Annotated in this window: 22 protein-coding genes and 1 riboswitch; of the genes, 11 read left to right on the top strand and 11 right to left on the bottom strand. The window is 66.4% G+C overall.

Annotation, left to right across the window (positions count from 1 at the left end):
* The first annotated feature begins 24 nt into the window (after positions 1-24).
* From ACLBKS_RS12975 to ACLBKS_RS12960, 4 genes are all read left to right on the top strand, one after another.
* Entirely contained in the window at positions 25-627 is a 603-nt protein-coding gene (locus tag ACLBKS_RS12975) for a prepilin-type N-terminal cleavage/methylation domain-containing protein (protein ID WP_410193221.1), read from the top strand.
* Positions 600-1,655, top strand: coding sequence for a PilW family protein (locus ACLBKS_RS12970; protein ID WP_410193220.1), 1,056 nt, complete (start codon positions 600-602; stop codon positions 1,653-1,655). Before ACLBKS_RS12975 ends, ACLBKS_RS12970 begins: the two co-directional genes overlap by 28 nt.
* 152 nt (positions 1,656-1,807) lie before the next feature.
* Positions 1,808-2,443 carry a hypothetical protein gene (locus tag ACLBKS_RS12965; RefSeq protein WP_410193219.1) on the top strand — a complete coding sequence of 212 codons (636 nt, stop codon included), beginning with the start codon at positions 1,808-1,810 and terminating at the stop codon, positions 2,441-2,443.
* A gap of 50 nt (positions 2,444-2,493) precedes the next feature.
* Entirely contained in the window at positions 2,494-2,958 is a 465-nt protein-coding gene (locus ACLBKS_RS12960; RefSeq protein ID WP_410193218.1) for a type IV pilin protein, read from the top strand.
* A gap of 42 nt (positions 2,959-3,000) precedes the next feature.
* On the opposite strand, the gene nrdR is transcribed toward ACLBKS_RS12960, so the two are convergent.
* From nrdR to ACLBKS_RS12945, 3 genes are all read right to left on the bottom strand, one after another.
* Positions 3,001-3,450 carry a transcriptional regulator NrdR gene (nrdR, locus tag ACLBKS_RS12955; protein WP_410193217.1) on the bottom strand — a complete coding sequence of 150 codons (450 nt, stop codon included), beginning with the start codon at positions 3,448-3,450 and terminating at the stop codon, positions 3,001-3,003.
* Between the two features lie 209 nt (positions 3,451-3,659).
* Positions 3,660-4,904: a serine hydroxymethyltransferase gene (gene glyA, locus ACLBKS_RS12950; protein WP_410193216.1), complete on the bottom strand. Its 1,245-nt coding sequence runs from the start codon at positions 4,902-4,904 to the stop codon at positions 3,660-3,662.
* Between the two features lie 84 nt (positions 4,905-4,988).
* Positions 4,989-5,157, bottom strand: a riboswitch (ZMP/ZTP riboswitch).
* A 56-nt stretch (positions 5,158-5,213) separates the two neighbouring features.
* Positions 5,214-6,089, bottom strand: coding sequence for a transglycosylase SLT domain-containing protein (locus ACLBKS_RS12945; RefSeq protein WP_410193215.1), 876 nt, complete (start codon positions 6,087-6,089; stop codon positions 5,214-5,216).
* A gap of 724 nt (positions 6,090-6,813) precedes the next feature.
* Between ACLBKS_RS12945 and ACLBKS_RS12940 the strand changes: the two genes are divergently transcribed.
* Positions 6,814-9,204 carry a DUF349 domain-containing protein gene (locus ACLBKS_RS12940; protein ID WP_410193214.1) on the top strand — a complete coding sequence of 797 codons (2,391 nt, stop codon included), beginning with the start codon at positions 6,814-6,816 and terminating at the stop codon, positions 9,202-9,204.
* A 122-nt stretch (positions 9,205-9,326) separates the two neighbouring features.
* Here ACLBKS_RS12940 and ACLBKS_RS12935 read toward each other — a convergent pair whose 3' ends face one another.
* Complete coding sequence (locus ACLBKS_RS12935) at positions 9,327-9,500, bottom strand: hypothetical protein (protein ID WP_410193213.1); 174 nt, start codon at positions 9,498-9,500, stop codon at positions 9,327-9,329.
* Between ACLBKS_RS12935 and ACLBKS_RS12930 the strand changes: the two genes are divergently transcribed.
* The gene (locus tag ACLBKS_RS12930; RefSeq protein ID WP_410193212.1) at positions 9,499-11,232 is read left to right on the top strand and encodes a GspE/PulE family protein; all 1,734 of its coding nucleotides are present in this window, start codon (positions 9,499-9,501) and stop codon (positions 11,230-11,232) included. The genes ACLBKS_RS12935 and ACLBKS_RS12930 overlap by 2 nt on opposite strands.
* A 50-nt stretch (positions 11,233-11,282) precedes the next feature.
* On the opposite strand, the gene ACLBKS_RS12925 is transcribed toward ACLBKS_RS12930, so the two are convergent.
* Complete coding sequence (locus tag ACLBKS_RS12925) at positions 11,283-12,512, bottom strand: MFS transporter (RefSeq protein WP_410193211.1); 1,230 nt, start codon at positions 12,510-12,512, stop codon at positions 11,283-11,285.
* 96 nt (positions 12,513-12,608) lie between these two features.
* Here ACLBKS_RS12925 and ACLBKS_RS12920 point away from each other — a divergent pair, with 96 nt between their 5' ends.
* Positions 12,609-13,574 (top strand): LysR family transcriptional regulator, encoded by a 966-nt coding sequence (locus tag ACLBKS_RS12920; RefSeq protein WP_410193210.1) that lies wholly within the window; start codon positions 12,609-12,611, stop codon positions 13,572-13,574.
* Positions 13,575-13,650: 76 nt separating this feature from the next.
* Here the strand turns inward: ACLBKS_RS12920 and ACLBKS_RS12915 are convergent, their stop codons facing one another.
* The 6 genes from ACLBKS_RS12915 to ACLBKS_RS12890 all read right to left on the bottom strand — a co-directional run bounded on the left by ACLBKS_RS12915 (position 13,651) and on the right by ACLBKS_RS12890 (position 19,253).
* Entirely contained in the window at positions 13,651-14,481 is an 831-nt protein-coding gene (locus ACLBKS_RS12915; RefSeq protein ID WP_410193209.1) for a zinc-dependent peptidase, read from the bottom strand.
* 1 nt (position 14,482) lies between these two features.
* Positions 14,483-15,397, bottom strand: coding sequence for a UDP-2,3-diacylglucosamine diphosphatase (locus tag ACLBKS_RS12910; RefSeq protein WP_410193208.1), 915 nt, complete (start codon positions 15,395-15,397; stop codon positions 14,483-14,485).
* Between the two features lie 11 nt (positions 15,398-15,408).
* Positions 15,409-15,915, bottom strand: coding sequence for a peptidylprolyl isomerase (locus ACLBKS_RS12905; protein ID WP_410193207.1), 507 nt, complete (start codon positions 15,913-15,915; stop codon positions 15,409-15,411).
* Between the two features lie 146 nt (positions 15,916-16,061).
* Positions 16,062-17,363, bottom strand: a complete 1,302-nt coding sequence (locus tag ACLBKS_RS12900) for a murein L,D-transpeptidase family protein (RefSeq protein WP_410193206.1) — start codon at positions 17,361-17,363, stop codon at positions 16,062-16,064.
* 31 nt (positions 17,364-17,394) lie between these two features.
* Positions 17,395-18,663 carry a tetratricopeptide repeat protein gene (locus ACLBKS_RS12895; RefSeq protein WP_410193205.1) on the bottom strand — a complete coding sequence of 423 codons (1,269 nt, stop codon included), beginning with the start codon at positions 18,661-18,663 and terminating at the stop codon, positions 17,395-17,397.
* 62 nt (positions 18,664-18,725) lie between these two features.
* A complete protein-coding gene (locus ACLBKS_RS12890) occupies positions 18,726-19,253 on the bottom strand; it encodes a tetratricopeptide repeat protein (protein WP_410193204.1) in 528 nt (175 codons plus the stop codon).
* Positions 19,254-19,492: 239 nt separating this feature from the next.
* Here ACLBKS_RS12890 and cysS point away from each other — a divergent pair, with 239 nt between their 5' ends.
* The 4 genes from cysS to tilS all read left to right on the top strand — a co-directional run bounded on the left by cysS (position 19,493) and on the right by tilS (position 23,747).
* Positions 19,493-20,905, top strand: coding sequence for a cysteine--tRNA ligase (cysS, locus tag ACLBKS_RS12885; RefSeq protein ID WP_410193203.1), 1,413 nt, complete (start codon positions 19,493-19,495; stop codon positions 20,903-20,905).
* The gene (locus ACLBKS_RS12880) at positions 20,902-21,633 is read left to right on the top strand and encodes a DNA-3-methyladenine glycosylase family protein (RefSeq protein WP_410193202.1); all 732 of its coding nucleotides are present in this window, start codon (positions 20,902-20,904) and stop codon (positions 21,631-21,633) included. The genes cysS and ACLBKS_RS12880 overlap by 4 nt, the downstream gene beginning before the upstream one ends.
* Positions 21,634-21,763: 130 nt before the next feature.
* Complete coding sequence (locus tag ACLBKS_RS12875; protein WP_006297936.1) at positions 21,764-22,738, top strand: acetyl-CoA carboxylase carboxyltransferase subunit alpha; 975 nt, start codon at positions 21,764-21,766, stop codon at positions 22,736-22,738.
* Positions 22,704-23,747: a tRNA lysidine(34) synthetase TilS gene (gene tilS, locus ACLBKS_RS12870; RefSeq protein ID WP_410193201.1), complete on the top strand. Its 1,044-nt coding sequence runs from the start codon at positions 22,704-22,706 to the stop codon at positions 23,745-23,747. The genes ACLBKS_RS12875 and tilS overlap by 35 nt, the downstream gene beginning before the upstream one ends.
* The last annotated feature ends 102 nt before the right edge of the window (positions 23,748-23,849 follow it).

Here is a 23,849-nt window from a genome sequence, read left to right as displayed (position 1 = left end):
GCCCGCTGGCGTGAGTTCGCCCCTGTGCCCTCTAGGCAAGGCGGCGCTACGTTGGTGGAAGTGCTGGTGGCTGTGGCCTTGCTCTCGGTCGCGCTGTATGCCCTGGTGGCCGCGCATGCGGCCGCCTTGCGTTACAGCCAGATGAGCCGCTACCGCGCCACCGCCTTGTTCTTGGCCGCTGACATGGGCGAGCGTCTGCGAGCCAATCTGGGGCGGATGGCGTCGGAGCCCGCGGGCGAAGGCGGTAGCGAGGCCGCGCCCATGCCAGCGACCGGGTTCAGAGCTGGGCACTACGACTACGCACAGGCATTTCAACGCCAGCAGCTTGCGGTGATCGAGCCGGCCGACGCTTGCACCGCGGGCGCAGGCGCTTGCACTGCCGCCCAGATCGCCGCGGTGGACCTCGCGCAGTGGCGCCAGGCCGTGCGGCGGCTCTTGCCTACGGGAGCCGTGTACACAAGGCGTGACGCGGCGCGAGCGGTCATGGACCTGTGGGTGGCTTGGCGTGAATCATCGAGCAGCGCAGTCCAAGGGAGCCAGGAACTGCCGGGCCCCCCAGGCGCCTGCCCCGAGGGCTTGGGTGCCGACCTGGGCGTGCGATGCGTGCACCTGCGGATCGGTTTGTGACGGGGAGCATGTACATGATGGATGCACGTCGAACCACGCCTTGGGACGAAAAGAACATTCTTCGCCGAAGTCCATGGGGATGCGCACCTCGTCATCGCCGCGCGAGTCGTGCGATGTGCGGGATGGGCTGGAGTGACGGGCGTGTTGGAGGAGGGTTCACCTTGCTGGAGCTGATGGTGGCCTTGTCCATCGGCATGGTGGTGGTGGGTGCGGCCTTGACCACGTATGTGATGACCGGTCGCACCGGTCGCTTGCAAATCACGCTGGCGGAGATGAACGAAAGTGCTCAGATTGGCTTGACCCTGTTGACGCGCGAACTTCAGCAGGCGGGGTATGCGCGACCCACGGGGGTGGTGCTCGCGGCCTCGGGCGCGGCGCCTGCGCGGCTGGCACGCACCGGGGTGGAACAGCCGGTCTTTGGCTGTTCCCACGGTCTGAAGGACAGCAGCCATCGCAGCCAGAGCGCGCCCTGGGACGCAACCGTCTGTGCCGGGGCAGCGGGGCCGCGTGACGATGTGCTGGAAATCAGCTACGAAGCCGACGTGGTCAACAGCTCGCCCACGTCCAGCGGTGTCCCGTCAGACTGCATCGGCAGCGGCCTATCCGCTCGCACGCAGTCGCTCGGAGCGGACACGGGACTGATGGTTAGCTACTACCCGACGCGCAATCGCTACTACGTGAGCACAGGCAGTTCGGGGCGCTCCGAGCTGTACTGCGCCAGCGCCCAGGGCGCGCCAGGCCAGCCTTTGGTGGACCACGTTGAAGCCCTGCGCTTTTGGTATGGCGAGGCCGATGCCACCGAGCCTAGGCGGGTGGTGCGCTACGTCGGCGCAGAGTCCGTGAGTGACTGGAGTCTGGTGATCAGTGTGCGACTGTGTTTGTTGATGCGTGGCAGGGAAGCCGTGCTGGGCGAGGACGATGCCTTGGATTACCTGGATTGCGAGGGGGCACGCGTCCAGGCTGCCGACAGGCATCCGCGTCGCGCCTACTTCACGACCGCAGCCTTGCGCGGAAGGACGGCATGGTGAGGAGACGCATGCAATCCGCCCGAGTGGGCTGCCCATGTCGACCTCCACGTCGACGCCGATGCGCGCGCACGCGCGAGGGCCTAGGCTCGCGGGCGCAGGCGCGCGCGCGGCATCGTGTTGCATGCGGGCCGTGGCCACGACGTGAGCGCGGGGTGACCTTGCTGGTGGTGATGGTGCTCTTGGTGATCCTGGGCGTGTCGTCTGGGGCTGTGCTGCGCGACGCCGTGTCCGCCGAGCGCTTCGCGAACAATCTGCGGCAGCAGCAGTGGGCCCATCAGCAGGCCGAGCTCGCCTTGCGTCACTGCGAGAGCGAATTGCGCAAACCCGACGGCAGCGAACCTGGCTTGCCGCCCGGCCTGGTTCTGCGTGATCCGGTTCTGGCCGAGTCCCGCCTCGCGCGCACTGAGTGGGAGGCACTGCCTGCTTGGCGACAAAGTGCGAATTGGACCGGCATCGCGGGCCTGTCCATGGCACGCGTGACGCTGTCTCACGATCAAGCGGGCGTGCCCGTGGAGGGGCTGCAACCAGGACGGCCGCCCGAATGCCTGGTGGAACTGCAGGTCTTGGCCGATGGCGCGCGGGTCCACGTGATCACTGCCAGAGGATTCAGTCCGGCGTACCCTGTCAGCTCAGGCGTGGTCCCGAATGCTGCATCGGTGGGTGGCGCGGTGGTTTGGGTGCAATCCATCGTGCTGTTGGGCACCGCGACTTCGGCGGCGCATGCAGACGGCCAGCGACCGATGCTCGATCGCCTCTGGCGCCGCATCCTTCTGCCGCCCGTGCCCTGATGGCAAGGTGGACGAGGCGCAATGGGCATGGCTTGCACACGGGAGTTGGCATGAGGTCCTTCAACCAACGCGATGCATGGGGGGAGGCCATCGGATCGCGTGGGTACACCTTGATCGAACTGATGGCTGTCGTGCTGATCGTGGCTCTGATGGCCGCAATCGCATACCCTGCGTACACCGACCATGTGCGCCGTGCCCATCGCGCCGAGGCGCGCGCGGCCTTGCAAGACGCCCAGCAGTACATGGAGCGTTACCACGCTGTGTACAACCGATACACCACGCAAACCGACGAAGCGCCGGTGTTGCCTCTGCGCCTACGCACCGTGCCCGAGGGGGCGCCGCCAGAGACAGCGCGTTACCGATTGAGCGTCAGCGAGGCGCAGGCAGAAGGCTACACGCTCAGGGCCGAGCCAGCGCCAGGATGGGATGAATCTTGCGGCAGCTTGACCCTGACGCACACAGGAGTGAAGGGACGAACGGGAACGGCACTGCCGGTGCCGGACTGCTGGCGCTGAGCACGGGCGGGCCTCGGTGCGACCGGCTCCGGGGCTAGGGTTTCAGCGCCGGAATTCCTCGACCAGGGTCTTGAACTCGTCAATGTCTTCGAAGCTGCGGTACACGCTGGCGAAGCGCACGTACGCAACCTTGTCGAGTTTCTTCAGCTCGCGCATCACCAACTCGCCGATGCGCGCGGACGGCACTTCGCGCAGGCCCAGGTTGAGCAGCTTTTCCTCGATGCGCTCAATGGCGCCGTCGATCTGTTCCGTGCTGACTGGCCGCTTGCGCAAGGCCAGTTGCAAAGACGCCATCAGCTTGCCGCGCTCGTACTCGATGCGCCGACCGTCCTTCTTGACGACCGTGGGAAAACTGACTTCCGGTCGTTCATAGGTGGTGAAGCGCTTTTCGCAGTGCCCACACTGGCGACGTCGGCGAATGAAATCCCCGTCCTCCGAGATCCGGGTCTCGACGACCTGGGTCTCGGGGTGGCCGCAGAAAGGGCATTTCATGGTGTGTGCCGTTGAACTGAGGTTTTATGCGCGCGCACCCGTGGAGCCGGCTTTGCCGGGCCACTGGGTGCGTCCCCCCTGCCACCGAAGGATGGCGTTCAGGGGGCTGAGGGTTGCGGCTCCAAGCCTGCCTGCGCAGGCTTGGACAACCCAAAGGACCATTGCCTCTGGCAATTGGTGCTGGGGCGCGTAGCGCCTCAGGGGGGTGTTCATTTGTACACGGGGAATCTCGCGGTCAGCGCGTTGACCTTGGCGCGCACCGCCGCGATGTTGGCTTCGTCGCGCGGCTTGTCCAGCACGTCCGCGACCAAGTTGGCCGTGATGCGCGCTTCTTCGTCCTTGAAGCCGCGCGTGGTCATGGCCGGTGTGCCGATGCGAACGCCGCTGGTCACCATCGGTTTTTCCGGGTCGTTGGGGATGGCGTTCTTGTTGATGGTCATGTGGGCGGCTCCCAGCACGGCCTCGGCTTCCTTGCCCGTGATGCCCTTGGCGCGCAGGTCCACCAGCATCACGTGGCTTTGCGTGCCGCCGCTGACGATGCGCAGGCCGCGTTGGGTCAGCGTCTCGGCCACGATCTGGGCGTTCTTCACCACCTGTTGCTGGTAGGCCTTGAAGGCTGGCTCCAGCGCTTCCTTGAAGGCCACGGCCTTGGCGGCGATCACGTGCATCAGCGGGCCGCCTTGCAGCCCGGGGAAGATCGCGCTGTTGATGGCCTTTTCATGTTCGGCCTTCATCAGGATGAAGCCGCCACGCGGGCCGCGCAGGCTCTTGTGCGTGGTGCTGGTCACCACGTCGGCGTGCGGCACCGGATTCGGATAGACGCCCGCGGCGATCAGACCCGCGTAGTGCGCCATGTCCACCATGAAGATCGCGCCGACTTCCTTCGCGATCTTCGCGAAGCGCGCGAAGTCGATGTGCAGGCTGTAGGCGGAGGCGCCCGCGATGATGAGTTTGGGCTTGTGGGCGCGCGCCTTGGCTTCCATGGCCTCGTAGTCGATGGCTTCCTGCGCGTTCAGACCGTAGCTGACCACGTTGAACCACTTGCCCGACATATTGAGCGGCATGCCGTGCGTCAGGTGGCCGCCCTCGGCCAGGCTCATGCCCATGATGGTGTCGCCGGGCTTGAGGAACGCCAGGAACACGGCCTCGTTGGCCGAGGCGCCGCAATGCGGCTGCACATTGGCGGCGTTGGCGCCGAAGATCCGCTTCACGCGATCGATGGCCAGCTGTTCGGCCACGTCAACGAACTCGCAACCTCCGTAATAGCGCTTGCCGGGGTAGCCTTCGGCGTACTTGTTGGTCAGCTGCGTGCCCTGGGCCCACATCACGGCGGGCGAGGCGTAGTTTTCGCTGGCGATCAGCTCGATGTGCTCTTCCTGGCGCTTGTTTTCGGCCTGGATGGCGGCAAAGAGTTCGGGGTCGGCTTGTTCGACAAGAATGTTGCGGTTGTACATGGCGTGCAAGTGTGCAGTTGGAGCGGGTGGTGACGCGGGCCTGTGCCGCAGGCGGGTACGCCCTGAGGGACGCATTGCAAGCGGAAAGGCTGCCCAGGCGCACGGCAAAACGCGACAGCTTGAATTGAGCCCGGGGGCCTGACATCATGCCGCGCGGCACGCTCCCCGGTGGTGGCCCACGTCAGCCACGCCAGCCGGTGAAGAAGCGGTGTTTTCCCGGGCGGCGGGCCTATCGCCAGTCGCGTGCCTGCCTAGTGTAGCCCAGCGCGGGTCCCGGGCCAGAGACCTGGGACATGGGGTCATTGCTGCTCAGTTGTTGAGCAGGGCGACCGTTTGCTTGACGCCCGCGGCCGCAGCGCCCGAGGCGCTGGCATGCGTTGCCGACTCCGGCCGGGCCGGGGCGGCCGGCATGGTGATTTGCATGGTGCGGGCGCGCACGGGCGGCTTGGGCACATCGGGCACGTGCTGAGCCTGGCGTGCGACCAGCGTCAGCAAATGGTGTTCGCTCAGTACCTTGGTCACATAACCACCATCGCTGGGCAGATTGGCCGCGCCCACGTAGCGGCGCAGGCCTCCTTCCACGGAGCCCGCGCGCATGATGTATTCGCGCAGCACACGTGCACCCACGTGCAGATTCGTCAGTGGATCGAAGGCCGCGAGCTGGCCGCCGAAGGGTTCGTATTTCTCGCCGTGGAGATGGGTCATGACCTGCATCAGTCCCTGCGCGCCCACGGGGCTTTGCGCGAAAGGATTGAAGCCGGATTCAATGGCCATCACCGACAAGAGCAGCAGAGGGTCCAACTTGTAGTTGTGCCCGATCTGATAGGCCTCCAGCACCAAGGCCGAGAGCGGCTGCGGCGCGATGCGGTAACGGCGGCTCAGCCAGTCCGTCACAGCGGCTTGCTGGGCGCTCAGGTTCTGCAGGTCGGTGGCGGTGGCTCGACCCACCGTGACCAGCGGGCTGGGTTCGTCCAAGGGCTCGCCAAACTGGCGCGTCTGTAGCCAGTCCATCAGGTGTTCTTCCCCGGCCTTGCGCAAACCGGAATGTGCGGCCAAGGCCAGCAGCACCAGGAGCACGCCCAGCCCAAACAGGGCGAACCCGTTGTGAGCCAGGGAATAAAAGAATTGGACAAGGCGGCGCGGCATCTTCCGCAAGCTGTCGCCCATGTCTTCAAGCGCTGTCATAGCAATCCTCTTCTCGCGCGGCTTGAACCGTGAGCCGACGCCCTGTCATGACCGGGTCCGCGTCGCGCGCGGTTCCTGGTGCTAGGGAGTCGGGCTGGTCTAAGCCACGTCTGGGTTGGTACGCCATCGGTCACACGAGCATCCATCACATGCCCGCGCTGGTGGTCCGATGTAGCCGGTTTCGGCAGCGGAGCCCCGGGGTGTTTCCTCAGCCATGTTGGGAGGCGGGAATCTGAAACCTCGGGGTGCGGGGCCGCGCGGTGGCGCCCCGTCAGTGCAACGAATTGTAATGGGGAGGGTATGTTTTTCTATCCATATACGGTCACTATGGCCTGGATAGCGGCCATGTGAAGGGCATGTCGATTTCTTGAAAAATCATTAGAGATCATGACTTTGCCAAGGGTTTTAGAGGTTTTTGATCAGGCTTTAAGGGATGTGTAACGTTTCGGTTAAAGGCCCAAAACTGTGGGTTTGACGCGACTCGCGGCCCAAAACCCCTCAAGTTGAGTGCCTAGATGCCGAGCCCCTGGCAGGGTGAGCGCGGCCTACATGCCGCCTAGCCAACGTGTTTCCACCAACGCGTTCCCACAAGCGCATGCGGAAGTTCCGCCGGTTTCGCTGGGCTGACGACGCTTTGCGCGAGCAAACCAGGGCCCGGGCGGCGACAATCAGGGTTCTGAGAAAACCTGCGAGGCAGGTTTTTGTTTTTTCGACTTCATCTGATATGTCATCTACCTCTGCCCCTCAGGATCCCCAGGCCAGCCAATCCTGGATCGACAAGGCCCAAGCTTTGCTGGATTCGCCCCAACTGAACCTGGCCGATGCCCAGGCCTGGCCTCGTGATGCCGCCAAGGCGGGCGCCCCCCTGAGCCGTGAACCGCTGGCTGCGCTCCGTAGCCGTCTGGCTGAGCGGGTCCAGGCCATCGAGGACTTGCAACACCGCGCGCAGGTGGAGCGTGAGGCAGCGGTGCTGCTGGTCCAGCGCATCGAATCCCTGTCGACCAAGCCCTGGCGCGAAGCGCAGGCCGGCTCTGAAAGCCTAGGCGCTGACGTGGCGCGCTGGCAGGCCGAGGCGGGCGCCTTGTTCCAGGCCAAGGAATGGCCCAGCGTTGCGCAGGGTGCGGAGGCCGGTGGCGCTCCGGCGGGCGCTGGCGCACGCATCGCGGCCCAACTCGAAGCCTCGCGCGCGCAGCTGGGGCTGGTTTGGGAGGCTTTTGGAGCGGCCTTGGCCCAGGCTCGCGTGGCGGCGGAGGACACCAGCGCGCCCTTGCCCCAGGTACCTGTTTGGGCAGAAGAGCTGAAGCAGGCCCGGGGCGAGGGGGCCAGCGGCGGCGCAGGCGGTGCTGCACCGTCTGCCCCCACCGTGGTGGCTGCGCCCTCGTCCGCCGCACAAGCCCGCCAGAACGACCCGGCACGCCTGGAGTTGATCAACAAGGCCGAAGCCCTGCTGCAAGGCGAGGGCGGCGCCGCTTTGGCGGGTCGCAAGCTGCAGGAAGCGCTGCGCGACTTGCGCGAGCAGTGGAAGAAGCTGGATCTCAGCGTTGGCGCACCGCATCCGCTGTTGTGGAAGCGCTTTGACGAAGCCTGCAGCGCGGCCCACAAAGTGGTTCAGGTTTGGCTGGACAAACTCAAGGCAGAAAGCGCTGAACACAAGGCCAAGCGCTTGGCCCTGATTGACGAGCTCAAGCAGTGGGTGGCCGCGCACGGCGTCGCGCAAGCCAGCGACGCGCCGGTCGCCGAGGACACCAAGACCGATTGGAAAGCCTACAACCGCGAACTCCACCAGTTCGGTGAGCGCTGGCGTGAGGCCGGGCACCTGAGCGAAAAGACGTTCGCCGAATTGCTGTCCCGCTGGAAAGCCGTGTGGGACGCTGCCCATGCGCCGCTGGCGAGGGCTCAAAAGGCGGGCTTGCAACGTCGGCAGGCTCTGGTGGAGGAAGCCAAGCAATTGAGCGCTGCCCACGCTGCTGGCGCGCCCTTGCGCATCGACGACGTGAAAGCCCTGCAGCAGCGCTGGCAGGTGGAGGCGCAGGCCATGCCCCTGGATCGCCGACAGGAACAAAAGCTGTGGGAGGCCTTCCGCAAACCCATCGACGACGCTTTTGCCTTGGACGCGGAACGACGGCCTGCTCGGCGAGGCGAACGCGGTGATCGTCCCTCTCGTGGACCCGGTGAAGGCCCAGGCGAGCGCTCCGCGCCGCGTCAGGCTGTCAACCCGGAGTCCATGACCCCTTATGACCGCGCGGTGTACGAGGCCGCGCAGGCCTTGCACGCGGCCAGCGCCAGCGGCGATGCCCAGGCCATCCATGCCGCCATGTCCGCTCTGGAAGCGGCGCGCCGGGCCGATCCCAAGGCGGTTGCGATGGCCTCGACGGCCTCCACAAGCGCGGCGGCTGATAGCGCAAAGGATGCGACCGCGAGCGCAGCCGCAGGCGATGGGGCCCAGGACACACCGGCCCCGGCACCCGCCGCGCCACGCAAACCGGTGGTGGCGGTGCGCGGAGATGACCGCCCAGGCATGCGCAAGTCCGAGCCCGCGGCGCCTCTTGGACGAGGCGAACGCGGTGGCAGGCCGGGGGCGACTCAGGGCCGCGACGAGCGGGGACGCGGGCCGCGCGACGCCGCGCGCGGCGGACCGGGGTCGAGCACGATGCAGCCGCGTCTGGGTGACGCCGCCTTCCGCGCTCAACGCGACGCGCTGGAACACGCGCAAGCGGCGTTGAAGAAACTGGCCGTGCAGGCTCACGGCGAGGCGCTGACGAAAGTGCTGGACGCTTGGTCGCAGCGCAGCGCGGAGCAACTGCCCAGCGCCCAGGAATTGGGCCGTGCCGTCAGCTCCGGCACGCGCGCGCTCTGGAGCCAGGCGCTGGCCTCGGCCGCGCAAGGCGATGGGGCCGAGACCCTGCTGCGGCTTGAGATGGCCGCAGAGGTGCCGACGCCCGCCGACCATCTGCCGGCGCGCCGTGCCCTGCAACTGCAGTTGCTGACCCGCCGCAATGATCCGCCTCCCGCCCAAACCTGGGGGCAGGACGTTGCCCGCGTGTTGGCCACGCCGCACACGCCCGATGCCGCACGTCGCCTGCAGCAAGCTCTCAAAGCCTTGTTGCGCGGCTGAAATCGGAAGCTTGGCGCTGCGCCTTCCGTGAATCCATAGTCTGAGGCGCCGCGCCTGCGACCGCTGCTAACCTCCTTCGCGTGTTCAACACGTCCCACGCGCAAGGAGGCAGGATGGATCAGTCACGGGAGCCGCCGCCGGATCACCGGTTCGACCTGCAAGAGCTCTTGCGAGAACTGGCCGGGCAGGAGAAACCGGCCACGTTGGCCTTCGTGCGCAGCGATTCCTTCGAACCGCCGCCGTCCGATCAGGGGCCCGTCGTCGGTTCCCCGGGCGCGGTTCAGGGCAATGACCATGGCTAGGTCCTCCTTCGTGCAAGGCCTGGTCGAGGCCGGCATCGCGAACGACAAGGAGGCCGATGGTCTGCAGCTGATGTTCGGTGCGCGGCACCTTGAGCTGTCCACCCACCTTCACAGCGCGCTCGAATCACCGGGACTCAAAGCCCGCTTGGCGCAACGCTACGCGGCCAGCATCGACAAGGAGGCCGTGTTGCTGGACCGGGCCGGGGTGCAGCCCGAGGCCCTGGCCTGCATCAGCGCGGAAGCCTCACGCCGTTTGCAGTGCCTGCCCTTGCAACTCACCCAGCGCACGCTGAGGGTGGCCCTGGCGCGGCCCGAGGATCTTGGCGTGGTGGCCGAAGTCGAGCGCGCCGTCGCCGCTGGGCCATCGGCAAGTTCCGTGGACACCGTGCAGGCGGATTTCGCCTTCACGCAGGACATCGAGAACGGCATTGAAGTTCACTACACCGACCGTGCGGGCCTGGTCACTTTGGCACGCAAGATCAGTCAGGAGCTCGGCCGCCCTCCGCGCGGGGCCATCGCGTCGTCGCCGGCGATGGGGGCATCGAACCCCGTGGCATCCGCCTCGGTGTCGGGCGCGGGAGAGCTGGTGCGCGGTTTGCTGCTCTACAGCCTGAAGCACCGCGCGAGCGACCTCCACCTTCAGCCCATGGCGAACGCCCTGGCCTTGCGCTTTCGCATCGATGGCTTGCTGCAGACCCGGCTGGTGCTGGACAAAGACCTGCTCGCGCCCCTGCTTTCGCACTTGAAGCTGATTGCGAGTCTGGATTTCGCTGAGAAAAGGCGGCCTCAAGATGGCCGCGTCAGCTTGGTTCAAAAAGGACGCAGCCACGATTTCCGCCTCTCCATCGTGCCCAGCGTGTTTGGAGAGAAGGCCGTCTTGCGCGCGGTGGGTTCGTCCGACCAGCGCGTCACACCCATCGACGAACTTGGGTTTTCGTCGCGCAACCAGGATTTGCTGGAGCAGCTGATCCAGCGCCCGCACGGCGTCTTGCTCGTGACCGGGCCCACGGGCTCGGGCAAGACCACCACGCTCTACGCGGCGCTGGCGCGACTGCACAAGCCCGAGGTCAACATCGTCACGGTGGAGGACCCGGTGGAACTGCGGATTGATGGCGTCACCCAGATCCAGACCCACGCAGCCATCGGTCTGGATTTCGCGCAGGTGCTGCGCGCCGTCTTGCGGCAGGACCCAGAGGTGTTGCTGATCGGCGAGATCCGTGATCTGGAGACCGCGCGCATCGCCACCCAGGCAGCCCTTACCGGCCATTTGGTCATGGCGACCCTGCACACCAACAGTGCCGCGCAGGCCGTCACCCGATTGGTCGATATGGGGGTGCCACCCTTCCTGGTGGCACCCTCCGTCATCGGCGTGCTCGCCCAGCGCTTGGTGCGTCGCATCTGCCCGCATTGCAAGGAGCGCTATGAACCGAGCGCCGACGTTCTGGACCGGATCTTCCACAACCGGGGTGACGCGCGGGTCCATTTCTGCCGCGGACGAGGGTGCCGACGTTGCCATGGCAGCGGGTATGCCGGGCGCATGGGTATCCATGAAGTTTTTATGCTGACGGACCTCATCCGCGATCTGATCTCGCGGCAGCAGTCTCTGATGGAGATCCAGCGCGCGGCACGCCAGGGCGGTTTCCGTTCGATGCGCCACGATGGCCTGCTCAAAGTGCTGCAAGGGCTGACGACCCTGGAGGAAGTGGACAAGGCGACGGTTGGGTGAGGCCGTCGCCGGGGTTCCGCTTTGCATGCCCGGCGCGCAGGGCAGGACTGTCAGTCGTTGTGCTTCAGCGTGCGCGCATGCCTCGGCGCTCTCAGACGCAGGACGCAGGCGCCCATTGCGGCGATCACCGCCAGGGCGGTCACGCCGGTCCAGCCAGCCTGAGCCAGCAAGGCATTGCCGAGCGCCGCCCCCATCGACATGCCGACAAAGGTGGAGGACAGCAGCACGGCGTTGAGCCGGCTGCGCGCGGTGGGGTCCAGGCTGTAGACGATGGTCTGGTGCGCGATCAGCGAGACCTGGATGCCGAGGTCGAAACCCACGGTGCTGGCGGCGATCAGCCACAGTGCGTGGTGCGGCGACAGCGCGGGCAGGAAGAACATCGCCGCGAACGACAGGGCAGTGAGCGCCGCGCCCGCGAGGCTGACACGGGCCGGGCCGTGCCGATCGGCATAACGCCCCGCCAGCGGCGCGGCCAGGGCTCCGGCCGCGCCTGCCAGGCCGAAGGCCCCTGCCGCGCTGGTGCCCAGGTGGTAAGGCGCGCCATGCAGCATGACCGCCATGGTGGACCAGAAGGCGCTGAAGGCCACCGACAGCAAGCCCTGGGCCAGCGCCGCGCGGCGCAGTTCCGGGTACTGCCGCCACAGCTGCAGCAGCGAACCGATGAGCTGGCCATAGGGGAGGCGGGACGTGGGCGCGAAGGGCGGCAGTGCACGCCACAGGGTCAGGCCCAGCAGCAACACGGCGGCCGCGGCCGCGGCGAACACGGTACGCCACCCGAAGTGTTCGGCCACGAAACCACTGATCACACGCGACAGAAGAATGCCCAGGAGCAGACCGGTCATCACTGTGCCGACGACACGGCCGCGTCGCTCCTCGGGCGCGAGCGTGGCCGCGGCGGGCACGATGTCCTGCGCCAGCGTGGCCACCAGGCCCAGCGCCAGGCTGGCCACCAGCAGCACGCCCAGCGTGGGCGAGAGGGCGGAGAGCAGCAAGGCGGCACCCAGCAGGCCGGCCTTGACCGCGATGACGCGTCGCCGGTCGTAGCGATCCCCCAGGGGCGCCAGCAGCAGGATGCCCAGGGCGTAACCGAACTGCGTCAGGGTGGGGACCCAGCCGACCGCTTCGGCCGAGGTCTGCAAATCCGTGCCCAGGACGCCGAGCAGGGGCTGGCTGTAGTAGATGGACGCTGCCGCCAGACCGGCACCCAGGGCCAGCAGGAACACTCGGTCCGAGGAGAGGCTGTCGTTCCTTTTTTCATACGTTTCTTGAATGGTATTCATCGGGATTTCCCAGTTTTTTTCGGAGTGACCTGATTTTTTCTCAATGAAACGAGCTTGGTTATGGCTTTCCAAGAAGATTGGTTATACGATTTATGCATGAATATCGAGGCCAATTCGCTGCCACCCGGCACCGACCGGATGCTGCTGATCGAAACCTTTGTGCGCATCGTTGAGGCTGGCAGCCTGTCGGCGGCGGCTGACCAACTCGGAAGCACGCAACCCACGATCAGCCGACGCCTGCAGGCCCTGGAGCGCACCATGGGCGTGCGCTTGCTGCAGCGCACCACCCACGCCATGCGCCTGACCGAGGATGGCCAACGTTGCTATGCACGTGCCAAGGACCTGATCTCCAGCTGGCACGCCTTCGAGAGCGAGACGCGCGGCGCGGGAGAAGAACCGGCGGGCACGCTGCGCGTGGTTGCGCCGCATGCCTTCGGGCAACAGCAGCTGGTGGCGCCCCTGGCGGACTACCTGCGGCGTTACCCCAAGATGCGGGTCGAGTGGCTGCTGCATGACCGCATGCCCGACTTCATCGCCGAGGGCGTGGATTGCGCCATTCGGGTCGGGGGTGTGCAGGACCCTTCGGTGGTGGCCCTGCCGATGGGCGAGGTGCCTCGCATCGTGGTGGGCGCACCGTCCCTGTTCGAAGCTGCCTTGCCCACCCATCCGGCCGAACTGACGCGCCTGCCCTGGCTGGCCTTGCGCACCTTCTATCGCAACGACATCAGCCTCACGCGCTTGGGTCCAGACGAGGTGGCGCGCATTGACATCCAGCCGCGTCTGTCCACTGACGGCCTGTACGCCTTGCGCAGCGCCGCCGTGGAAGGGCTGGGACTGGCGGTCGCTTCGGCGTGGGCCGTGCAGGAGGATCTGCGGGCAGGCCGGCTCGTGCACGTTGTGCCGCAGTGGCAGGCCGATCCGCTGCCGGTGCATCTGGTCTACCCACAGGCGCGCCTGCATCCTGCTCGCCTGCGCAGTTTCATCGACATCATGCGGGTCAGCGGGCCTGCCGCGCTCCATCGGCTGCAGGGCAGCCCGGTGGGTGATGGGGCCACGGCGTGAACGCCAGCAGCCCAACAGCCGTGGGAGTGCCTCAGGATTGAGGCGTTCGCGCTCGGGAAATTGGTGTGAACAGTCCCTAGGCCCCGGGGCGGTAGAAGGCGTCGAACAGCGCCAGCAGCGTGGGGTGTTCCCGCGTAAAACGGGCCCGGTTGACGAAATACGCCTCGCTGGCCACCGCGAAGAACTCGGAGATGTGTTCCGCGCCATAGGGGTCCAGCCAGGTCTCGGCCGCGCCAAAACGGTCGGCCCGGATGCAGGCTTCCTTGAAGTCGTCGTAGGCCGCTTCCAGCGTGTCTTGCCAATGCTGGCGGGCGGCGCGTGGCGCCAGGCCCATGAATCCAGAAGGCAGGGGTGGGCAGCCGTCCGCCACGCCGTCGCGCAGGTCCAGCTTGTGCACGAACTCGTGGATCACCACGTTGTAGCCTTGCGCGATGGCCTCGGCATCGGAGGCGGTGCGCACGTCCTGCCAGCTCACCATGACCGGGCCCTCGGGCATGGCTTCTCCGGCCAGCTCTTCTTCGTATTCATGGACCACGCCGTTTTCGTCCACCACCGTTCGGGGGGCCAACACTTCCTCGGGCTGCACGACGATGGTGACGAAGTCGTCGTACCAGCGCAAGGGCAGACTCCCTGTGCCAAAGCCCAGCACGGGCAGGCAGGCTTGAGCGGCGATCTGCACGGCCATGGCATCGGTGATGTTCAGGCCGTTCGCGCCATGGAACTCTTTGTCTTCCAGGAAGAGAGCGCACAGTTCGCGCAGTCGGGCGCGTTCTGATTGCGTGCGATCGTCCAGCCAGGGACAGGCTGCCAGGGCGTTCTGCCACAGAGCGTCGGGAATGGTGCGACGGGGGCGGCGTTGGGCCGACGAGCTGAGGAGGCGCCTCAGCAGAGAGCCCAGCCAGCCCATCTCAGCTGGCGCGCGTGGTTGTGCCCATGGCCTCGGCCAGCGTCAGACGTCTGACCCGCGCCGCGCTGCCGGCATGGGCCAGACTCAGACGCATGACCTCGGCGCGCGGCGCGCCCGGGCCATCCAAGTGCCAGTCACTCAGCACATGGCGGGTGCTCGAGACGGCACCGCTGGGGCGGGTCCCTTCGTCAAGCCGATGGTCGGCCGGGCGGTGCGTGTGTCCATGGATCAGGTTCGTGCAGCGCGCGGCCTGCAACCAGGCGCGCGTGAGAGCCGGGTCGGCATCGGCATAGGTCTCGCTGAAGTCGTTGCCAGCGGCGGCGCTCGCCTGTCTGCGGGCCTCGCTCTGGGCGCGGAGGTTGCGTGCGAAGGCACGGCGTTGGGCCAGAGGTTGCGCCAGAAAGTTTCGCTGCCATTCGGCGGTACGCACCTGCGCGCGAAACGCCTGGTATTCACGGTCGTCCAGGCAAAGGGCATCGCCATGGCTGAGTAGCCAGCGCGACGGCTTGCCGTGCGCGACGCCGAAGACGAGCGCGCTGGGATCGGCCAGCAAGGTCATGCCCGCGCGCCTCGCGGCCTCATGCCCAAGCATGAAATCGCGGTTGCCATGCAGAAAGTACAGGGCGTGGTTGGAGCTCGCGGCGAGCAAGGCCGCGATGCAGTCGCGCTCGAAAGCGGACTCCGCGGCGCTGGCCGCATCTGTTCCTGGATCATCCAACGCATCGTCCCCGACCCAGACTTCGAACACATCGCCCAGCAGGAAGATGGCGTCTGCAGGCGTGCTCGCCAGGTAGCGTTTCCAGGCCTCCACGGTCCGGGGCTCGCTGCCGTGCAGGTGGAGGTCGGAAATGAAGTCGACAAGCCGCCAGCTCGCGGGCGCGGCGACTTCAGCGACGAAGGTCTGGAACGAGTTCACTTAGGGGCAGATCACAAGGCGGTGGCTTTTTCGATCACCACGTCTTCCTTGGGCACGTCACCATGGAAGCCGCGGGTGCCCGTCTTGACGGCGGCGATCTTGTCCACCACGTCCTGGCCTGCGATCACCTTGCCGAAGACAGCGTAGCCCCAGCCCTGGCCCGAGGGCGCCTTGTGGTTGAGGAATTCGTTGTTCGCGACGTTGATGAAGAACTGAGCGGTCGCCGAATGCGGGTCGTTCGTGCGGGCCATGGCGATGGTGTATTTGTCGTTCTTCAGGCCGTTGCTGGCTTCGTTCTCGATCGGCGGCTCGGTCGGCTTCTGGTTCATGCCCGGAGCGAAACCGCCACCTTGGATCATGAAGCCGGGAATGACGCGATGGAAAACCGTGCCGCTGTAATGACCACTCTTCACATAGTCCAGAAAGTTCTCGACGGTCTTGGGCGCTTTCTCGGCGTCGAGTTCAAGCTTGATGACGCCGTAGCCGGTGATGGTGAGTTCGACTTGAGGGTGGCTCATGGAGGTCTTTCCTTTGGTTTTGTTGATGGTGCTGGCGGGCTTGGCTGCCGCGCTCTGGGCGTGAGCGGATTGAAGAGTGGGCCCCAGAGCGAGTCCCAAGGTGCAGAACAGGGTGGATAGGTGGCGCAGTGCCACGCGACGAGACTTCATCCGAGGGTTCCTTCAAAAATGATTTTCCATTCCTGGCCTTGGCGGCTCCAGTACTGGCGCTTGACCTGGCCTTTGGCGACGCCGGGGCGGGTGTCTTGGCTGTTGGGCGCGGAGGCTTCCTCGAAGGTGACGATCATGGTGTCGTCCTCGTCCGTCCAGCGCAGGTAGGAAAGATTTTGCAGTTCGATCGCGCGGCCTTCGTCGCGCGCCAGCTCGACGCGCAGCACCAGCTCCCACTCCCGCAGCGTGCGGCCACGGAAACCTGTGAAGTCCTCGGCGTAGAAACGCAGCATTTGTTGAAGGTCGCCGCTGGTCCTGGCCTGCCGCCAAGCCACCAGCACGGATTCGAAGGACTGGCGCTCGGCTTGCAGTTGCGTGGGTTGCGCCCATTCCAGGCGCGAGGCGATCACCACCGGTGTCGTGCTCGGGGCCACGGTGCGCAGCACGTATTCCAGGTCCGGGTCGGACAGCACCACGCAGCCGTTGGTGGCCAGGGGCGCGCGCGCGAACTGGTTGGGAGGCGTGCCGTGCAGCCAAATGCCGCTGCCTGTCTTGCCACGCCGCCGGTCCAGGATGTTGGGGTAATTGATGGGCAGAGCGCCTGCCCCATAAAAGTTTGGCAAGGAGCGCTTGTCCAGCCGATGCAGCGTGAAGTACACCCCCAGGGGGGTGCGGGCGTCGCCCTCGGTGGTTTTTTCGATGCCGTACTTGCCAACTGACACGTAGTAGTCAGCGATCAGGCGCATCCTTGCGCCCTCGTTCGGCAAAGCTTGGTTCTCGAACAGGTACAGGCGAGCACGCGAGGCGTCGACCGCGATCGCATGCCGCACATTGGGTGCCAGCGCGAGGAATTGCGTGGGAACGGCACCCGTCGGGGGGCGCTCGCGCAGCGCAGCCAGACGGACCTCGGATTCATGTCGCAACTCGGCCAAGGTCTGCGCGCCGACGCCCGTGGTCAGCAGCGCGGGGGCATTGCCCAGGCCGTTGAGCGCGCGGGCCTGGGCCAACAGCAGGTCTCCGTACACCAATTGGGCGAGCTGAAAATTCGGGTGGTCCTGAGAGAGCCGTCGCGCGGCCTCGCGCGCCTCGCTCAACTGGCCGGTGCCAACAAGACGGTAAATATCGACCAGCCGGGCCTCGGGCGACAGTTTGGAGCCCGCGGAGGTCAGCACCGGGCTCGGGGAGATCGCGGCCACGGTCTGGGCTTGCACGCGTCCTTGCTGGGTCGTGCAAAGGCCGAGCACGGCCAGCGCCAGCACGGCAACGCGGGGCAGAGTGAAGAAGACGGCTCGCTTCATGACGTTCCTTGCACGCGGTGGGGCGGGGGTGTCAATTGCCCGCGCTTTCCTTGACGATCAGCCAGCGGTCGGCCGTGCGCGTCAGCTCCAGAGTCTTCCCATTGACGACGGCCAGTGTGTCCGCCTTGTAGTCTTGCAGAAATTTGGCGGTCGCGCGTGAACCATTCACGGTGATCTGCAGGCTCTGTACTTCGACGCTGATGCGTCTTTTGCTGACAATCCGATCGCGCCGGCTCTGTTCCCAGACGGGGCGGCTTTGCGAGCCGGTGTCGAAGTTGCTTGCGTAGGCCGCCAGGTAGCGCGTCATGTCGCGGTCCGACCAGGCTTGAGCCCAGGCACGCACGGCCTGGGCGACGGCCGCTTCTTCGGCCGAGGAGGCGCTGGCTGCTGTGCTGGGCAAGGGTGGGGGGGCCGGGGGCGCGGTTGGGGCTGGCGCGGGCTGCGTTTCCCGGGGTGCCACTGGCGCAGGCCTGAGGACCGGGGCCTGCGTGACGGGATTCGGCGCGATGGTCGGCGCCGAGGGAGTGGGCGAGCTCGGGGCGGCGGAGGACGTGGGGGCTTGCGTGGCGGTCGATGCCGCGGGCGCAGCCTGCGGCGGCGCAGGCGGGGGCGCCGAGGCCACCACCACGGGCGGGGCCGTCACCGGCGTCGCCGCCGGCAGCGGCGCGGAGGCGGCCGGCAACTCCCGCACTTCACGCAACAAGGCCAGTTGCATGGGCTGCTGGAGTGACTGCTTCAAGGCTTCGTTGGCCGCTTGTTGCTGAGGGCTTGGCTTGGCATTGGGCACGGCGCCCTCGGCGTCGATCAGCAGGGCGCGGCTGTAGGCCAGGCTGGCCAGGCGTGCGTAGACCGCGCCCAAGTTGTCGTAGGCCGCGGCGTAGCTGGGGTGCGTGTGCAGGGCTTTTTCCAGTGCCACGCGAGCCTGCTCGAATTGGCCCAGCGCGGCGTGGACGGCGGCCAGGTTGTTCCAGGCTTCGGGCAAGTTGGGGTGCTCGACACTCAACTGCGTGAAGGTGGCCAGCGCTTCCCGCAGCTGGCCGGTTTCGCGCTGGATTACTCCCTTGTAAAGCTGAAGCTGTGCGTCCTTGGGGCGGGCTTGCAGTTGCTGCTCGACGGCGCCGCGCGCTTGTGACCATTGTCCAGCGGCCATCAGGGCCGGAATGTCAACGCCGCTGGCGCGAGCGGCGGGCGTTCCCATGGCGCAGCTCAGGGCCAGCACCGAGATCATCAGGGCACGGTGCACGCGCCGGGGCAGCTGGCCGGTGTGATCGGCGCTGTCTTGGCGAAGTCCGTGGTTCATGGCGTGGACGTGGCGGCTGGAAGGCATGGCAAGGCAGCGTTGGTGTTGTTCGTGTTGATCTTTTAGGGGCACTGCATGCCGAGGGCCTGGACGCGCGAACGCAGTTTGGCATTGCGCGGATTGCTCTTCAAGGCCTGGCAATACGCCTGCTGTGCCAGATGCAGCTGCAGGTCGCCCAGGTTCTCGAGCGCGGTCGCGTAATCGGGTCGGGCGCGGATCGCGCGCTCCAGTGAGAGGCGGGCCTGATCGTAGTCGCCCTGGGCGGCATAGAGCGAGGCCAAAGCGTTGTGAGGCTCGGGCAGCTCGGGATACTCCGTGGTCAACCGCAGAAACGTCTCAAGGGCCGCCTCGGGTTTGCCGCTGCCCCGTTGAACCAAGCCCAGCAGGTAGCGCATTTGGGGGTCGCGCGGCTTGCCCTGCAGGTAGCGCTCAGCCTGAGCTTGTGCTTCGGCGTAACGGCCAGCCTGCAATTTCTGGTTGACCTCGTCGTACGCTTCGGCGCGTGCGGGCACGGACGCTGTCAACAGCGCCAGGCCCATGAACAGGCCGATCAAGGGAAGCCGGAGGGCGCGGACGGCGGAATGCGGCACAGAATGCAGGGAAAACACGAAGTTGGATGGCTCGAGGAGGGCGGCAGTCGGGGGCGGTGCCATCGCAATTCACGGGCCGGGCCTGGGAATTCCTGCGCTGTGCCGCCACGCCGGGGCTTTATACTGCCTGCAATTGTAGTGCCGCGCTCACGCGGCACCCTCGTTCACCCTCTGCTTGAGCCGGCACGCCTTCACGAAGTTCATTCGCGAAGTGGAGCGCCGGTTTTTTTGATTGCCACATGACTCTCCGCATCTACAACACGCTGTCGCGTGCGCTGGAGCCTTTTGTCTCCTTGGAACCTGGCCATGTCCGCATGTATGTCTGCGGCATGACCGTCTATGACCTGTGTCATCTGGGCCATGCACGCGCCATGGTCGCTTTCGACGTGGTGCAGCGCTGGCTCAAGGCCAGCGGTTGGCGCGTGACCTACGTGCGCAACATCACCGACATCGACGACAAGATCATCCAGCGCGCGCTCAAGAATGGCGAAACCATCCGTGGCCTGACCGACCGCATGATCACGGCGCTGCACCAGGACGCGGACGCCCTGGGCATTGAGCGGCCCACGCACGAACCCCGGGCCATGGACTATGTGCCGCAGATGCTCGACCTGATCGGTCAACTGGAGCGCCAGGGTCTCGCTTACCGCGTGTCCGCAGGCGGGGATGTCAACTATTCCGTGCGCAAGTTTCCGGGCTACGGCAAGCTGTCGGGCAAGTCTTTGGACGAACTTCGCGCCGGTGAGCGGGTGGCCGTGCTCGATGGCAAGCAGGACCCGCTGGACTTCGTGCTGTGGAAGTCCGCGAAGGCGGACGAGCCCGCCGAAGCCAAGTGGGATGGCCCTTATGGCCTGGGTCGCCCTGGCTGGCACATCGAATGCTCGGCCATGAGTTGCGCCCTGCTGGGCGAGAGCTTTGACATCCACGGCGGTGGGGCGGATCTTCAGTTCCCCCACCATGAAAACGAAATCGCCCAGAGCGAAGGTGCCAAGTTCGGCACGCCCCAGCAAGGCCAAGCCATGGCGCGCTACTGGATGCACAACGGCTTCGTGCGCGTGGACAACGAAAAAATGTCCAAGAGCCTGGGCAACTTCTTCACCATCCGCGAAGTGCTGGAGAAGTATGACGCCCAGACCGTGCGCTTCTTCATCCTGCGCGCGCACTACCGCAGCCCGCTCAACTACAGCGACGCGCACCTGGATGACGCGCGCAGCGCCTTGAAGCGGCTCTACACCGCCTTGCAAGCCACCCCCCCCACGCCCATGGTGCCGCAGACGGTGGACTGGTCGGAGGGCCACGCCGCCCGCTTCAAGGCCGCGATGGACGAGGACTTCGGTACGCCCGAGGCGGTGGCCGTGCTGTTCGACCTGGCCAGCGAGGTCAACAAGACCGGCTCGGCCCGCCTGGCGGCGCTGTTGAAGGCGCTTGGCGGCTGCCTGGGGCTGCTGCAGGAGGACCCGGCCGCGTTTCTGCAGTCCGGCGCCAGCGCCACGCTGGATGCCAGCGCCATCGAAAGCCTGATCGCCCAGCGCGCCGCCGCCAAGGGCGCGAAGAACTACGCCGAGGCCGATCGCATCCGCCAGGAACTTCTGGCGCAAGGCATCGTGCTCAAAGATTCGCCCGCCGGAACGACCTGGGAGGTGGCGGCATGAGCGCCGCGCCCAAGGCCAAGCAGACCGACGAGCCGGACGCCCCCAACAAATCCGCCTCGGCCTTCGCGTCTTCGGTGGCGGCCACCACGGGCTCTGAGGCGGTGCAGATCGCCACGCCGGTCTATTGGGACGAGGCCTGCAAGCACCTGATGAAAAAGGACCGGGTGATGAAGCGCATCATTCCCCAGCATGGTGGAGCCTGCCTGGAAACCCGGGGCGACGCTTTCGTCACGCTGGCGCGCAGCATCGTGGGCCAGCAGATCTCGGTCAAGGCCGCACAGTCCGTGTGGGAACGCTTCGCGGCGCTGCCCCGGCGCATGACGCCCGGCAATGTACTCAAGCTGAAGGTGGACGACATGCGTGCCGCAGGGTTGTCGGCCCGCAAAGTGGAATACCTGGTCGACTTGGCGCTGCATTTCGACAGCGGTGCCATCCGTGTCGCGGACTGGAAGGCAATGGACGACGAAGCCATCATTGCCGAGCTGGTGGGCATCCGGGGCATCGGCCGCTGGACGGCGGAGATGTTCCTGATTTTTCACCTGATGCGACCGAACGTCTTGCCCTTGGACGATATCGGATTGCTCAACGGTATCAGTCGTAACTATTTCTCGGGTGAGGCGGTCAGCCGCAGTGACGCCCGGGAGGTGGCCGCAGCCTGGGCCCCGTTCTGCAGCGTGGCGACTTGGTATATTTGGCGCTCTCTCGACCCCCTGCCCGTGGCGTACTGACGGACTGCCGTCACCGAGCCCGGGGTGGGTCGATGACTGACAACAACCCGAACCGGAAATCGAAACGAAAGCGCGTGCGGCCTGTCCCGGTGGCTGTGGCTGACGCGTCCGTTCTTATTGGAGGTCACAGATGGCCAAGAAAACATTCCTCGACTTCGAGCAACCGATCGCCGAACTCGAAGCCAAGATCGAAGAGCTGCGCTACGTGCAGACCGAATCCGCCGTGGACATCAGCGCGGAAATCGAGCAGCTCGGCAAGAAGAGCCTGCAGCTCACCAAGGACGTGTACAGCGACCTCAACGCCTGGCAGGTCACCAAGATCGCGCGCCACCCCGAGCGTCCCTACACGCTGGATTACGTGAACGAGATCTTCACCGACTTCGTGGAGATGCACGGCGACCGCCATTTCGCGGACGACCTCTCCATCGTCGGCGGCCTGGCCCGCTTCAACGGCACGCCCTGCATGGTGCTGGGCCAGCAGAAGGGCCGCGACACCAAGGAGCGCGGCCTGCGCAACTTCGGCATGAGCAAGCCCGAGGGCTACCGCAAGGCCCTGCGCCTGATGAAGACGGCCGAGAAATTCGGCCTGCCGGTCTTCACCTTCGTCGACACGCCCGGCGCCTACCCCGGCATCGACGCCGAGGAGCGCGGCCAGTCCGAGGCCATCGGTCGCAACATCTTCGAAATGGCGCAGCTGGAAGTGCCCATCATCACCACCATCATTGGCGAGGGTGGTTCTGGTGGTGCGCTGGCCATCTCCGTGGCCGACCAGGTGCTGATGCTGCAGTACTCCGTCTACTCCGTCATCAGCCCCGAAGGTTGCGCCTCCATCCTCTGGAAAACCGCCGAGCGCGCCGAGGAAGCCGCCGAAGCCCTGGGCATCACCGCGCACCGTTTGAAGGCCCTGGGCTTGGTGGACAAGATCGTCAACGAGCCGGTGGGCGGCGCGCACCGTGACACCAAGCAGATGGCGTCCTTCCTCAAGCGGGCGCTGGTCGAGTCCTACCGCCAGGTGGCCGACCTCAAGGTCAAGGAACTGCTGGACCGCCGTTACGAGCGCCTGCAGAGCTATGGCCGCTACACCGACACCAAGAGCGCCAAGTAATCCTTCCAGCGCGGCGCCCGCCTTCACGCGGGCCATCGCGCGGTTCCAGCCCGGCCTGCCCCTGGCCGTGGCTTTCAGCGGCGGGGCCGATTCCACCGCCTTGCTGCGCGCTTGCGCCGAACGCTGGCCGGGCCAAGTGCAGGCCCTGCACGTGCACCACGGCTTGCAGGCCGCAGCCGACGGCTTCGAGGCGCAGGTGCGCGCCACCTGTGAACAGCTGAATATTCCCTTGCACGCACGGCGCGTGGACGCGCGCCACACCGCCGGTCAGAGTCCGGAAGACGCTGCCCGCGGCGCCCGCTACGCGGCTCTCAGCGAAGCCGCGCTGTCGGCTGGTGTGAGCGATGTCGCCCTGGCCCAGCACGCTGACGACCAGGTGGAGACCTTGCTGCTGGCCCTCTCGCGAGGTGCTGGCCTGCCAGGGTTGGCCTCGATGCCCGACACCTGGGCGCGTGGTGGGCTGCGTTGGCACCGCCCCTTGCTGGAAGTGCCCGGCGCCGAACTGCGCGCCTGGTTGCAAGCGCGCGGTCTCAGGGCGGGTGAGGGCTGGGTCGAGGACCCGAGCAACGCCGACGAGCGCTACACCCGCAACCGCATCCGTGCCCGCCTGCTGCCGGTGTTGGGCGAGGTGTTCCCTCAGTTCCGCGCCACCTTCGCGCGCAGCGCCGCTCACGCAGCTCAGGCTCAGCGCTTGCTGGATGAACTGGCCGCGCAGGACGCGGCTGCGACCGGCGTGGGCCTCGGCCCCGAACAAGGACCGCGCATCGCCGCGCTGCGCGCCCTGAGCCGTGATCGGCAGGCCAATCTGCTGCGCCACTGGTTGCGTCGGGTGCATGCGCTGGCCCGGCCCGAGGGGGGCTCCGCGAACGCCAGCGCAGCCCAGCTGGAAGAACTGCTGGACCAGATCGCCGCTTGCGTCACCCGGGGCCACCACATCGAGCTCAAGGTGGGCGCAGGGAGGGTGGAGCGTCGAGGCGAAATCCTGGCTTGGTACAATCCCGCCGCTTGACCCTCTTTGAGTGCGTCCCTTGCCTTCGTGCAGGCGCGGCGCCAGGGCAGGCCGGACACCCCTCTCAACACTTCTTGACGAACACGGGCTGTTGCGTTTCGC

The organism is Hylemonella sp. W303a (genome assembly GCF_046452315.1).
Taxonomy (GTDB): domain Bacteria; phylum Pseudomonadota; class Gammaproteobacteria; order Burkholderiales; family Burkholderiaceae_C; genus Hylemonella.
Note: the sequence above shows the minus strand (reverse complement) of the source record. Positions and strands in the feature narration are given on the sequence as shown.